This window comes from Prevotella jejuni, assembly GCF_900187995.1.
In the GTDB taxonomy this organism is placed as follows: domain Bacteria; phylum Bacteroidota; class Bacteroidia; order Bacteroidales; family Bacteroidaceae; genus Prevotella; species Prevotella jejuni.
The window spans coordinates 15240-27826 of sequence record NZ_FZNZ01000003.1 but is presented as its reverse complement, the minus strand read 5'-3'; the positions used below and the strand labels follow the sequence as shown (position 1 = coordinate 27826).

The 12587-nt window shown below is 43.8% G+C and carries 12 protein-coding genes; 4 read left to right on the top strand and 8 right to left on the bottom strand.

Annotated elements, in window-relative coordinates; all coding sequences use genetic code 11:
• Positions 1 to 36: 36 nt before the first annotated feature.
• The gene (ahpF, locus tag CHB62_RS01435; protein ID WP_089365393.1) at positions 37 to 1590 is read left to right on the top strand and encodes an alkyl hydroperoxide reductase subunit F; all 1554 of its coding nucleotides are present in this window, start codon (positions 37 to 39) and stop codon (positions 1588 to 1590) included.
• Between the two features lie 171 nt (positions 1591 to 1761).
• Here the strand turns inward: ahpF and CHB62_RS01430 are convergent, their stop codons facing one another.
• The 4 genes from CHB62_RS01430 to CHB62_RS14785 all read right to left on the bottom strand — a co-directional run bounded on the left by CHB62_RS01430 (position 1762) and on the right by CHB62_RS14785 (position 3775).
• A complete protein-coding gene (locus tag CHB62_RS01430) occupies positions 1762 to 1962 on the bottom strand; it encodes a helix-turn-helix transcriptional regulator (protein WP_089365392.1) in 201 nt (66 codons plus the stop codon).
• Positions 1952 to 2443: a hypothetical protein gene (locus tag CHB62_RS01425; protein WP_089365391.1), complete on the bottom strand. Its 492-nt coding sequence runs from the start codon at positions 2441 to 2443 to the stop codon at positions 1952 to 1954. The genes CHB62_RS01430 and CHB62_RS01425 overlap by 11 nt, the downstream gene beginning before the upstream one ends.
• A 136-nt stretch (positions 2444 to 2579) precedes the next feature.
• Positions 2580 to 3173 carry a hypothetical protein gene (locus CHB62_RS01420; protein ID WP_089365390.1) on the bottom strand — a complete coding sequence of 198 codons (594 nt, stop codon included), beginning with the start codon at positions 3171 to 3173 and terminating at the stop codon, positions 2580 to 2582.
• A 308-nt stretch (positions 3174 to 3481) separates the two neighbouring features.
• The gene (locus CHB62_RS14785) at positions 3482 to 3775 is read right to left on the bottom strand and encodes a hypothetical protein (protein WP_089365389.1); all 294 of its coding nucleotides are present in this window, start codon (positions 3773 to 3775) and stop codon (positions 3482 to 3484) included.
• Positions 3776 to 3813: 38 nt separating this feature from the next.
• On the opposite strand from CHB62_RS14785, the gene CHB62_RS01410 reads away from it, so the two are divergent.
• Positions 3814 to 4134: a metal-sulfur cluster assembly factor gene (locus CHB62_RS01410; RefSeq protein WP_009012554.1), complete on the top strand. Its 321-nt coding sequence runs from the start codon at positions 3814 to 3816 to the stop codon at positions 4132 to 4134.
• 132 nt (positions 4135 to 4266) lie between these two features.
• Positions 4267 to 5031 carry a UDP-2,3-diacylglucosamine diphosphatase gene (locus CHB62_RS01405; protein WP_009012553.1) on the top strand — a complete coding sequence of 255 codons (765 nt, stop codon included), beginning with the start codon at positions 4267 to 4269 and terminating at the stop codon, positions 5029 to 5031.
• Between the two features lie 382 nt (positions 5032 to 5413).
• Here the strand turns inward: CHB62_RS01405 and CHB62_RS01400 are convergent, their stop codons facing one another.
• Both CHB62_RS01400 and pta read right to left on the bottom strand, forming a co-directional pair.
• A complete protein-coding gene (locus CHB62_RS01400; protein ID WP_089365388.1) occupies positions 5414 to 6619 on the bottom strand; it encodes an acetate kinase in 1206 nt (401 codons plus the stop codon).
• A 117-nt stretch (positions 6620 to 6736) separates the two neighbouring features.
• Positions 6737 to 7780 (bottom strand): phosphate acetyltransferase, encoded by a 1044-nt coding sequence (gene pta / locus CHB62_RS01395; RefSeq protein WP_009012551.1) that lies wholly within the window; start codon positions 7778 to 7780, stop codon positions 6737 to 6739.
• 410 nt (positions 7781 to 8190) lie between these two features.
• Here pta and CHB62_RS01390 point away from each other — a divergent pair, with 410 nt between their 5' ends.
• A complete protein-coding gene (locus CHB62_RS01390) occupies positions 8191 to 9936 on the top strand; it encodes a GNAT family N-acetyltransferase (protein WP_089365473.1) in 1746 nt (581 codons plus the stop codon).
• Between the two features lie 228 nt (positions 9937 to 10164).
• On the opposite strand, the gene cdaA is transcribed toward CHB62_RS01390, so the two are convergent.
• Positions 10165 to 10941 (bottom strand): diadenylate cyclase CdaA, encoded by a 777-nt coding sequence (gene cdaA, locus CHB62_RS01385; RefSeq protein ID WP_089365387.1) that lies wholly within the window; start codon positions 10939 to 10941, stop codon positions 10165 to 10167.
• 120 nt (positions 10942 to 11061) lie between these two features.
• On the bottom strand, positions 11062 to 11904 hold the full coding sequence (folP, locus tag CHB62_RS01380; RefSeq protein WP_089365386.1) for a dihydropteroate synthase: 843 nt from the start codon (positions 11902 to 11904) through the stop codon (positions 11062 to 11064).
• Between the last annotated feature and the right edge of the window lie 683 nt (positions 11905 to 12587).

Here is a 12587-nt window from a genome sequence, read left to right as displayed (position 1 = left end):
CATTCTTTATAATGTATAGAGAAATTTACAAGCCCCATGTTAGATTCAAACATACTTGAACAGGTGAAGGGTGTCTTTGCTTCGCTCTCATCTGATATAACGCTTAGCGTTACACGCAATAGTAATGACGAGAACTCGGCTGAGTTCTCTTCCTTCATAGAGGACATCGCTTCTACTTCCGACAAGGTTAAGGCTGTTTACCAAGAAGGAGAACAGTTCTCATTCAGTATTCTTCGTAATGGTGAGGAGACGGGTATCAGCTTCCGAGGCATACCTAACGGACATGAGTTTACCTCCTTGCTCCTCGCTGTACTTAATGCTGACGGACAGGGTAAGAACCTTCCTGATGAGGCGATAACGGCTCGTATCAAGGCACTGAAGGGTGAAATACGCCTTCAAACCTACGTTTCTCTCACCTGTACCAACTGCCCTGACGTTGTTCAGGCACTCAACGTAATGGCACTTATCAACCCTAATATCAGCAATGAGATGGTTGATGGGGGGCTATACCAGGATGAGATACAACGTTTGAACATACAGGGTGTACCGTCAGTGTACATCAATGGTGAACCATTACACACTGGTCGTGGCGACCTCGGCGTCCTTCTCCAAGAGTTAGAAGACAAGGTTGGCACCGACCATGACGCTAACTCCGTGCAAACCGTACGTGATTATGATGTTATCGTACTTGGTGGTGGTCCTGCTGGAGCGTCGTCTGCTATCTATTCTGCCCGCAAAGGCTTGCGTGTAGCTATCGTTGCTGAGCGCATCGGAGGACAGGTAAACGACACGACGGGTATCGAGAATCTTATTTCTGTTGCTAAGACGACTGGTACACAACTTGCTGCTGACCTCCGCACACATATCAATGAATATTCAATAGATGTATTCGACAATCGTAAGGTGGTGGCAACTAACCTAAAGGAGGCTGTTAAGACTGTCTCTGTAAGGGGTGGTGAAACCTTTACCGCACCAGCTGTTGTGATTGCAACAGGTGCAAGTTGGCGTCGACTTGGGCTGCCTGATGAGGATAAATATATTGGTCATGGCGAGCATTTCTGCCCTCATTGCGATGGTCCTTTCTATAAGGGTAAGGACGTAGCAGTCATCGGTGGCGGTAATTCTGGTATCGAAGCAGCCATTGATTTGGCTGGTATTTGCCGCCATGTGACCGTCCTTGAGTTTGCTGACTCTATGCGTGCTGATGAGGTACTACAGCAGAAAGTGGCCAGCTTGACCAATGTTGATGTGTTTCTCTCTACTCAGACAACAGCTCTCTTGGGCGATGGTAAGAAGCTAACGGGCATTACCGTGAAGGATCGTACCAATGATGAGGAGCGTAATATAGCCTTGGATGGTGTCTTTGTTCAGATTGGTCTATCGCCAAACAGTGATGCTTTCAGAGACGAGGTGGAGGTTAGTCCTCGCAATGAGATTGTCATTGACGCAACCAATCGAACCAGTCTAAGGGGCGTATATGCTGCTGGTGACGTTACAACGGTGCCTTACAAACAGATTACAATCGCTATGGGAGAAGGTGCGAAGGCTGCCCTTTCAGCCTTTGACGACCGTATCCGTGGTTTGATATAACGAATAGAACTTTTCCATAACTTGAGTATATTTTGAGCCCGATGAGGCAGGTGTGATATGTTGTCACCTTGTCTATCGGGCTTTTTTATGGTTTATTCCAAAAATGAAAAGTGACTGTTAGAATCATGATTACCAATAGGAGGGAGCTTATAGGGGGGTAAACATAAATCCTTAATCGCCCTCTTCAAGTTCGAAAATATCATCTACACGTTTATTGAAAACACGTGCAATCTTCAGACTGAGAACTGTTGAGGGAACATACTTCTCGCTTTCGATGGCGACAATTGTTTGTCGGGACACTCCAATAAGTTCTGCTAATTGCGCTTGAGTCATGCGTTTTATAGCTCGTTCTACTCTTATATTATTCTTCATTACCTATTCTTCTTTTATGTAGTTCGTACAGAAAACGGAAGTGAAACAGCAGGAATATGCTGAACATTGAGAGCATTAATAAAGTTATATAAACCATACCAAAGCAGAACCAAGTGAAGATAATAAAGAAAATCGTATTTACTTTCAATGCCCATAATAATGAACGCATGCGGAGATGTTCAACATATTCATCCTCAACTATATTCTTTGAAAATGCTATCATATATAGAGAGAGAAAGGTCAAACAGTAGACAAGTTCAGAGAACATGTCTTCCTGTGCAAAATAAAAGAAAGAACGACCCTCTTGTTCAGGCGCAAAGAAATTAAGGTTCCCAATGTGTAAGGTAATAAAACTCAGTCTGTCATCATTAAACCAGTCGTTGATACCTAACCAGGAAACCAAGAGCATGACACAACAGGGGGTGAAAATAATCCAACCAATCTTCCTAAAGATGTGGGGTAAAAGGTAGTCTGCTTTCATAAAGTAGCTTTTTTGATTAATAAGAAAAGATTTCTATCACGCTACAAAAGTAACATTTACCTTTCTAAAAGTCAAGTAAACTATACAAAAAGATTGCTTTATTAATCTTGTATTTAACCTTTATTTGCATTGAAAGCTATCTCTTCGGCTCTTTCTCTTCGTTTTTTTTCTGAATAGAGTCGGCTTTTAATTCCTGTTGTGTCTGTCGATAGGCCTTGAGGATAGGGTCTTCCTTATCCTCTAAACCGTCCATTTTCTTAAAAATCTCACGTAAAGTCTTAACATGCCTACGGTCTCTACGGTATCGTTTGTCAAGTATAAGACCTAAATCGAAGCCACCAAGTCCACTGGGTGGTCTCTTCTCTAAGATGTCACGTTTCGGCATTCTCTTTAAGAGTTCACGTCCGTCAACAATCTGTTTGCCTGTCACTATGACTTCATCTAAGTAATGTTCTGCGGGATAGAGAAACACCGTGTCGCGTAAAACCTCATTGCGTAACAGTTTCTCTGGTGCGTATCCTTTCTTTTTGAAGCTGGCTGTTTGGAAGGTATCGGGTAGGGTGATGAGGCCTTTCCATGTGGTTAGTCCGATATTCTTACCGTCTGCAATGACTAAAACATCACGTATTGGGAAATGTGAGACGCCATCGCATACCAGCACCTCCTGGGCCTGAAGTGAGGCCAAGGGGAGTAGTAATAGCAAGAGGAAAAGTACGACTTGTCTACGCATAGCTATCTATTTGTTTTTTGCAAACTTACATAAAAGTTTTCTTATATACCCTTTTTCGTAATTGTTTTTCGTGGAGAGGAATGTAATCGTAACTTTGTTTAACCTGAAATGACCCTCTTAGTTGATTTTTCTTGCCCTCTTTGCGGAATATCTACACCCCCTTTTGTCCTCGTTGGCATGGCATATTAATGTCTTGTTTAGACCTGTCTTAATACGACTCATCGCTTAGCTTGGGTTTATGTTCATGAACGGAAATATTTATTTTCACGATAAAAAATATTTTTCTTCATGACAATAAATATTTCTTTTCATGAAAATAATTCGTGGAATACGATATTTTCAGCCTTTAAGACTGAACCTTTCCATGTGGATTTATTGTGTTTATTGTTTTTAATTACTATCTTTGCAGAAGATAGGCGGCACTCGGCAATGTCAAAGCAAGCTTTCATTGCGCTCGTTTGCACTATCTTTGCAGAAGATAGGCGGCACTCAGCAATGTCAAAGCAAGCTTTCATTGCACTCGTTTGCACTATCTTTGCAGAAGATAGGCGGCACTCGGCAATGTCAAAGCAAGCTTTTATTGCGCTCGTGTGTACTATCATCACAAAGAGTAATTCACCTTAAAAGGATATTAAAAGATATGACAATAGAAGAGAAAACAAAGATAGAAGAGAGTATCGTTGATGTGTTGAAGACCGTTTACGACCCAGAGATACCTGTGAATATCTATGACCTTGGTATGATCTATAAGATTGATCTTGATGATGAGGGTAACCTTGACATGGATATGACCTTTACTTCTCCATCCTGCCCAGCAGCTGACTTTATATTTGAAGATGTGCGCACAAAGGTGGAGAGTGTTGAGGGTGTTAAGACTGCAAACATTAATCTTGTGTTTGAACCGGTCTGGGATCAGAGCATGATGTCAGAAGAGGCACGTGTTGAATTAGGCTTCGACTAAGCATCCTCGCTCCTTCTTCGTTAGGCCAGAGGTGTCCCCTCGTCCCCAGCTGGGTCCCCGCTTCTGAGGTACTACCTCAGAACTCCCTCCGAAATCACCCACCTTTCATCACCCATTCACCCTCCCAATGATATGAAAAATATCTATTTCCTTTCTGATGCCCACCTTGGCTCACTTGCCATTGACCACCGTCGAACACACGAACGCCGCCTTGTACGCTTCTTGGATAGCATTAAGCATAAGGCTGCCGCGGTCTATCTCCTTGGAGATATGTTCGACTTTTGGAATGAGTATAAGTATGTTGTCCCCAAAGGATTTACTCGCTTCCTTGGGAAAGTGTCTGAGTTGACGGACATGGGAGTGGAGGTCCATTTCTTTACAGGTAATCATGACCTATGGACCTACGGCTATTTAGAGGAGGAGTGTGGTGTCATCCTTCATCGCAAACCAGTGACAACGGAAATCTATGATAAGGTGTTCTATCTGGCACATGGCGATGGCTTGGGTGATCCAGACCCAATGTTTCGCTTTCTTCGGGAGGTGTTTCATAATCGTTTCTGTCAACGACTGCTTAACTTCTTCCACCCTTGGTGGGGAATGCAGTTGGGCCTTAACTGGGCAAAGAAGAGTAGATTGAAACGTGTCGATGGGAAGGAAATACCCTACTTGGGCGAAGACAAGGAGTATCTGGTGCAATATACGAAGAAGTATATGGCTACTCATAAGGATATAGACTACTTTATCTATGGTCATCGCCACATCGAACTGGATCTCACGCTGTCGCGAAAAGTGCGTATGCTCATCCTTGGCGATTGGATATGGCAGTTTACTTACGCCGTCTTCGATGGTGAACACATGTTCTTAGAGGAGTATGTAGAGGGTGAAAGTAAGCCTTAACAAACGTAAAAATTTCCTATTTGTAAAGACAAATGGACCCATTTTGAGTATAAAATATAAATTTTCGCAAAAGAATTTGGAGGTTATCAAACAAAAGCGTAACTTTGCATTGTCTTTAAGAGGGATGGACATTAAACCATTACCGATAGAGAAGAAGACTGGTGTTCAGCCTTTGATTTGATTTAAGACATTCATAATATAAAAATAAAACTCAGGTTTGTAGATTAAGTTTAGTCAAAAGAAAGGTAGTTGTCGTGAGACAACTACCTTTCGCGTTTGTATGTGTCTTTATCGTTATTCGACAATGTCTTTATACAAATATAGGCGGTTATAGCTCCCTATGGGATGTCTATAACCGCCTAATACGTCTAAGTTACGATGTTTACTTCTTCAAGTCTCTGACCAAGTCCTGTGTGTCGCGTGCAATAACAATCTCTTCGTCTGTTGGAACAAGGACAACCTTTACCTTTGAGTCGTCGGTAGAGAGTACCTTTTCCTCACCTCGGCACATGTTGCGTTCCTTGTCGAGTTTAATGCCAAGATACTCCATGTCCTTGCAAGCATCCCAACGAAGACCAGTCTGATTCTCACCCACACCAGCTGTCCAAACGATGATGTCCACACCATTCATTGCTGCTGCGTAAGCACCGATGTACTTCTTAATACGATAGGTGTACATCTGTAATGCCAGATGAGCCATCTTGTCGCCAGCGTTGTCAGCGTTCTCAATGTCGCGCATGTCCGAGCTGATGCCTGTAATACCAAGTACACCAGACTCCTTATTAAGGAAGTCTGCCATCTCCTGTGGCTTCTTTCCGAGTTTCTCCATTAGGTATGTAACGGCAGAAGGGTCGATGTCGCCAGAGCGTGAACCCATCATCAAACCTGCCAATGGGGTAAGTCCCATAGAGGTGTCGATGACCTTACCGTTCTTGATAGCAGCCATTGAAGCACCATTACCGATGTGACAAGTGATAATCTTCTGTGTCTTAATGTCAACACCAAGCATCTCACAGACACGGTGTGACACGTAACGATGGCTCGTTCCATGGAAGCCGTAGCGGCGAACATGGTACTTCTTGTAGAACTCGTAAGGCACTGCATAGAGGTAAGCGTAATCAGGCATGGTGCTGTGGAACGCATTGTCGAATACTACTACCTGTGGTGTGTGGGGCATTAAAGCGTCAACAGCACGCAAACCACGCAAGTGTCCTGCGTTATGAACAGGTGCAAGGTCGATAAGACTCTCGATACCTTCCTCCACTTCCTTGGTTACGATGCAGCTCTTCTCAAATAGATCGCCACCTTGTACGACACGATGACCAACAGCGTCTATCTCGTCCAAGCTCTTCAAAGCACCCATCTCTGGGTCGAGGAGCACCTTGAATACGAGTGCAACACCCTCCTTGTGGGTAGGAAGGTCAGCCATAATCTGCTTCTTCTCACCGTTGTCAAGTTTCACTTTGATGAATGCCTCATCAAGACCAATGCGTTCAACGATACCCTGAGCCAGTACAGACTCGTCTGCCATATCGTACAGTTTGTATTTAATAGAACTACTTCCGCAGTTTAAAACTAATATCTTCATATACGTAATTGTGATTATTGAATGATGTTGTTAGTAATATTGATTTTGAGTCTTGCTGGTTTCTAATAGTGCAACAGACGAAGTAATAACTATTAGATCAGCACTTTTGATTTCAGTTTACCTCTTTGCGTCCTGTGCTTGACACGCTGTGATAGCTACCATATAATAGATGTCATCGACGCAGCAGCCACGTGAGAGGTCGTTTACAGGACGTGCTATACCTTGGAGGATAGGGCCAATAGCCTTCGCACCACCGAGGCGCTCAATCAGTTTATAGCCGATGTTGCCCACCTCAAGGTTAGGAACAACGAGCACGTTAGCCTTACCAGCAATGTCAGAACCTGGTGCCTTCTTTGCAGCAACGGCTGGGACTAATGCGGCATCTGCCTGCAGCTCGCCATCAACCTTCAGTTCTGGGAACTTCTCTTTGGCAATCTTTGTAGCCTCAACGACCTTATCGATGATATAAACACTCTTACCTGTCTCGCGGTCCTTAGCGTCTTGTGCAGAGCCTTTAGTAGAGAAGCTCAACATAGCAACGTATGGGTTCTGGAAGCCAGCAACGCTCTTTGCGGTCTCAGCGGTGGTATATGCGATCTGAGCCAACTGGTCGGCTGTTGGGTTAGGAGTAACAGCAACGTCGCCCATAACGACAATTCCGTTCTCACCATACTGTTCCTCGTGTGTAAGAATGAGCATAGCACCACTCACACAGCTAATCCCTGGTGCACATTTAATAATCTGTAAGGCAGGACGAAGGGTATCTCCTGTTGTAGAGAGGGCACCAGAAATCTGTCCATCAGCACCATCCGTCTTAATAATCATACAGCCGAGGTAAAGATTGTTCTTGGTTACCAGCTCACGAGCCTGCTCTAATGTCATACCCTTCTTTTGGCGTAGTTCGGCCAATTTAGCGGCATACTCTTCACTCTTTGGGTTGTTTTCTGGGTCGACAATGGTAGCCTTGTCAATGTTCTTAAGCCCCCACTCTGTGGCAAGCTTACGTATGTTGGCTGGGTTTCCAATGAGGATCAGATTGGCGATGTCGTCAGCCAACACTCTGTCAGCTGCTCTTAAGGTACGCTCCTCTTCTGCCTCGGGGAGCACGATACGCTGCTTGTCGGCTTTAGCACGTGCAACGATTTGCTCTAATAAGTCCATATTTGTATCTTAAAATGTATTTATTATAAATTCAGTTTTGCTATGCAAAGATAGCAAAAGAAAGTTGTAATGCCAAACATAATTATTGTTTTCTCTTCTAAAACAGAATTATGCTGTTTGCTAAACATTTTTAGTAATGACCTTACTATGGCTGTCTTTTGAATGTGGTAGGGGTGAAAATGCTCCTATTTTACCTTCTTTCGTAGTTGTACAGGGACTTCACACCGCATGTGCAGATAGTGTACATCAATGGTAATCGGGGCTAAATAGGACGCTATCTACTTACATTAGCTTATATGATGATAGGAGATACCATTTTATTTCACCCTTATAAGAATAAAAACAAGCCTGCCTTTGCGAGTCTAAAGTTTTCTGGTTATCTTTGTAATCTAAACAATGTAGATAATTATATGATTAAGTTTCATGATGTAAAGACGACCGACCGTGAATTAATACAGCGTTATACGCTGTGTGGCGACCGCATGAATTGCGACTTAAGCTTTGCCAACATCATTTCATGGAGGTTCTTATATAATACGCAAATAGCTGAGGTTGATGGCTTCTTAGTGTTCCGTTTCTATACAGGACACCATCTTGCTTATATGGCTCCGGTGTGGAAATGCAAGTGGGAGGAGGGGATGCGAGAGTGTTTTGCTGCTGTTGTCCGTCAGATGCGAGACGATGCTATCATCTTGGGTCATCCCTTCTTGATGTTAGGCGTATGTTCTTATATGACGAAAATATTAGAGGAAACCTTCCCAGAGACCTTTTATATTAAGCCAGACCGCGACCACTTCGATTATATCTACACACGAGAAAAGCTGGCAACACTATCTGGTAAGAAGCTACAAGGGAAGCGTAACCACTGTAATAAGTTCCGTAAGAGTTTCCCAAACTATGAGTATCGACCACTAACAAAGGACATGATACCAGAGTGTATCGCTGTGGAAGAGTCATGGAGAGCTGTCACAAAGGACGATACAGACGAGTCTGAAGAACTATCAGAGGAGCTTCGTTCAATGACACGTGTCTTCGACTTGTGGGATGAGATTGGTGCTCTCGGTGGGACAATATGGGTAGATGGCAAGCTGATAGCCTTTACCTTTGGCTGTCCTATTACGAATACGGTCTTTGACGTGTGTGTTGAGAAGGCTGACACGGCCTACGAAGGAGCTTTCTCTATCATCAATCAGGAGTTCGCACAGCATCTCCCAGAACAATATGAGTATATGAATCGTGAGGAAGACCTTGGTATAGAGGGTCTCCGATATGCGAAGCTTTCTTATAAGCCAGACATCCTCTTGGAGAAGAATGTTATCATGGAGAAATACCCTCTGGCGCAGGAAGAGACACAGGAGGAGATTAAGGAGGAGACGATAGCACTATGGCGTGACACCTTCCATGACGTTGAACCCTTTATTCAACTTTATTTCTCACGTGTCTTCAAACCTGAGTATAACGTTATTTGTCAGGTTAATCAGCATACAGTGGCAGCTCTTCAGACGCTCCCTTATACGATGAAGTATTATTCAGAAGAGGTGCGAACAGCTTATATTAGTGGTGTGAGTGTACGAGAGGAGTACCGCAAGCAGAACATGGGCAACAACCTTATGTCACAGGCTCATTTCCGTCTTTATCACAAGGATATTGTCTTTGCCACATTAATACCTGCTGAGGAATGGCTTTATGACTGGTATGCTCGATGTGGTTACACACGTAACATCACTTGTACTCCGGATCCGAAGGAGGTTGACAAGATGGACTTTAAGACCTTTGATGAGTGGCAACGTAAGAAAGACTGTGTACTCTTACATGACGAGGAAGGGTTGGAGATTATTAAGGAGGACAATCGTCTCACATTGACGCTTAACCCGACTGAACAGCAAGAGACCAAAGATATCCCTGCTATGATACGTGTTATCAATGCGGAGAAAGCATTAGAACTCTATGCGCAACGCCATCCTGAACGTACAGAGAATATCCGTGTGTATGACGATTCGGATATTCCAATGAACAACACATACTTCCAAATCAAGCGAGGACACGTCGTTCGAACAAATCGACCGTTGCCTGATACGCGCTCACTAACGATTGCCGAGTTAGCTGATTATATCTTTAAGGATGATAGCCTTGAGATGAACTTAATGCTTAATTAGGTGTTGAGTCATGGGTGATAGGTGTTGAATGTTAGGTGTTGATGAATGGTGATATTGGTTGATGGGTGTTGAGTGTTGAATGTTGGTTGCTGATTTACATTTTATCCAACACCCTTTATAAGTATTCATCAACATCTACCACTCATCCCCCAACATCTACCACTCATCCCCCAACACCTATCATTCATCGCTATTCATCAACACCTACCACCCAACACCCAACACCCATCACACAGTGACAATCTCTTTTGTGAGGATACTCTCCAACTGCTCGGCTGAAAGACGTAGTTGGAACTCACCGTGCATGGCAACACTAATGCGGCCCGTCTCCTCTGATACGATGATAGCCAAGGCGTCTGAGTCTTGCGAGATACCCATGGCTGCACGATGGCGAAGGCCAAGTTCCTTTGGAATATCCTGCTTATGACTTACAGGAAGGATGCAACCTGCTGCTTTGATACGGCGTTTTGAAATCACCATCGCACCGTCATGAAGGGGTGAGTTCTTAAAGAAGATGTTCTCTATTAGGCGTTGGTCGATACGAGCATCAATCAGGTCACCAGTCTCAACGATGTCTTCCAACATCACACCACGCTCTATGACAATCAGTGCACCAACCTTTCCACGACTCATACTCATACAGGCCATGACGATAGGCATAATGGTCTCTTTGTCTACCTCGCCTTTATTGCCTTTTCTTGTGAATAGTTTCATGATGTTATTCACCTTTCGGTGTGCGCCAAGGCTATAGAGGAAGTGACGTATATCTTCTTGGAACAGAACGATAAGACCGATGACTCCCACCGAAACGAGCTTGTCTAAGATACTACCTAATAAGCGCATCTCTAACACTTGACTGACAATGAGCCACACGATAATGAATACCATGATACCGATAAAGACGTTCAGCGAACGCGACTCTTTCATCAATCGGTAACTATAGTAGAGCATCAATGCTACCAGCACGATGTCGATTACATCCTTTATACCAAATGGAAAAAACATAATTACAAAACTACTCCCCGTCTTTTTACCATCGTCTCTGACCATGTAGGGCAGAGGATAGCTGATAGTGGGTGAAGTATGGGTTATCTGTTGGGTTATAATTAATGTGTAAAATCGAGCTTACTGCTCGGCATTCTGGCGCATTGCCTCAACGATTCTCACTGCTTCAACGGCAGGACGAACGTCGTGAACACGAAGAATATTGGCTCCTTTCATGAGGGAGATAGTGTTCAGAACGGTTGTACCGTTAAGACTCTCTGCGGCTGTTATGCCTAAGAGCTGATGAATCATACGCTTACGACTAATGCCAACGAGTATAGGTAGTTCCATTACCTGCAGTCGCTCCATCACGCTCAGTAGTGTGTAGTTACCGTCAACGGCCCCTTTTCCAAAGCCAAAGCCTGGGTCGAGGATGATGTCTTTCTGTCCTAAAGCACGTAGTTCTTGCACTTCACGTGAGAAGTCGATGAGCATGTCGTGCAGATTGGCTGCCGTAGACATTAATATATAAGGTGCACCTAATTCGGCGACAGAAGGGAACATGTTTGGATCTTTGCCTTCTTCAACATCATTAATGATGTCGGCACCAAACTCTTCTATCGTTCGTTTGGCTATTGACGCACGGAAGGTATCGATAGAAAGGATAGCATCTGGCTCGGCATCTCGTATGATGGGGAGTGCAAAAGCCAGTCGACGCATCTCTTCATCAGCACTGACAACCTCGCCGCCAGGGCGTGTTGAGCATGCACCGACGTCAATAATCTTTGCTCCCTCAGCCATTATCTGGTGTGCACGTTGGCGGATAGCTTCCTCTGTCTGTACCCGACTGCCAGCAAAGAAAGAGTCGGGTGTTACATTCATGATACCCATGACGAGTGGATGACTCAAGTCGATGAGCTGCCCTCGTACGTTGATGGTGTAATTAGTGGGCTTTACGTCTGCCCCAAGGTTCATATTCTCCATATCCGCAAAGGTAATGCAAAAGTAGCATATATGGGAATTTTGAATTGAAAAAAATAACTTAGTGGAGTAGACAGGGTATGTTTAAGACAGGGTAACAGGGTAGAGTGGGGTGGTTTTAAGACATGGTAACAGAGTAGACGGGGTATGTTAAAGACAGGGTAACAGGGTAGAGTGGGGAGGTTTTGAGACATGGTAACAGAGTAGACAGAGGATGTTTAAGACAGGGTAACAGGGTAGAGTGGGGTGGTTTTAAGACATGGTAACAGAGTGGACAGGAGATGTTTGAGACAGGGTAATAGGGTAGTTGGGGACGTTATAAGGCATGATAACAGGGAGGTGGGGGAGTTGGTGATGTGGAAAAGTGACGTTATTTGTATGGTAGAATGAGGTTTTTAGAACTTAATAAAAAGGATAAGATGAAGGTAGAGTGGCGTTAGGTCTCGAATTATTTTCATGAAAAAAATATTTCTTGTCATGAAAAAAAATATTTTTCTTCATGAAAATAAATCTTTCCTGTCGTGAAAATAATTTGGAGGTGGAACTTTTCTCCTACTGTAGAACGAGTTGTGAAGATGGTAGAAAGGTGTAATCAAATGATGGGTTGAGCCTTGCGAATGGGCCGTTATACTCTTTTCTCTTATCCTATAATAAGCTTTTAAGGAATGAGGAAAGCAAGAAATCGG

What these genes read in the sequence shown, in the direction of transcription:
- ahpF (WP_089365393.1), top strand. Translation starts at nt 37, where the DNA reads ATGTTAGATTCAAACATACTTGAACAGGTGAAGGGTGTCTTTGCTTCG.
- CHB62_RS01430 (WP_089365392.1), bottom strand. Translation starts at nt 1,962, where the DNA reads ATGAAGAATAATATAAGAGTAGAACGAGCTATAAAACGCATGACTCAA.
- CHB62_RS01425 (WP_089365391.1), bottom strand. Translation starts at nt 2,443, where the DNA reads ATGAAAGCAGACTACCTTTTACCCCACATCTTTAGGAAGATTGGTTGG.
- CHB62_RS01420 (WP_089365390.1), bottom strand. Translation starts at nt 3,173, where the DNA reads ATGCGTAGACAAGTCGTACTTTTCCTCTTGCTATTACTACTCCCCTTG.
- CHB62_RS14785 (WP_089365389.1), bottom strand. Translation starts at nt 3,775, where the DNA reads ATGATAGTACACACGAGCGCAATAAAAGCTTGCTTTGACATTGCCGAG.
- CHB62_RS01410 (WP_009012554.1), top strand. Translation starts at nt 3,814, where the DNA reads ATGACAATAGAAGAGAAAACAAAGATAGAAGAGAGTATCGTTGATGTG.
- CHB62_RS01405 (WP_009012553.1), top strand. Translation starts at nt 4,267, where the DNA reads ATGAAAAATATCTATTTCCTTTCTGATGCCCACCTTGGCTCACTTGCC.
- CHB62_RS01400 (WP_089365388.1), bottom strand. Translation starts at nt 6,619, where the DNA reads ATGAAGATATTAGTTTTAAACTGCGGAAGTAGTTCTATTAAATACAAA.
- pta (WP_009012551.1), bottom strand. Translation starts at nt 7,780, where the DNA reads ATGGACTTATTAGAGCAAATCGTTGCACGTGCTAAAGCCGACAAGCAG.
- CHB62_RS01390 (WP_089365473.1), top strand. Translation starts at nt 8,191, where the DNA reads ATGATTAAGTTTCATGATGTAAAGACGACCGACCGTGAATTAATACAG.
- cdaA (WP_089365387.1), bottom strand. Translation starts at nt 10,941, where the DNA reads ATGTTTTTTCCATTTGGTATAAAGGATGTAATCGACATCGTGCTGGTA.
- folP (WP_089365386.1), bottom strand. Translation starts at nt 11,904, where the DNA reads ATGGAGAATATGAACCTTGGGGCAGACGTAAAGCCCACTAATTACACC.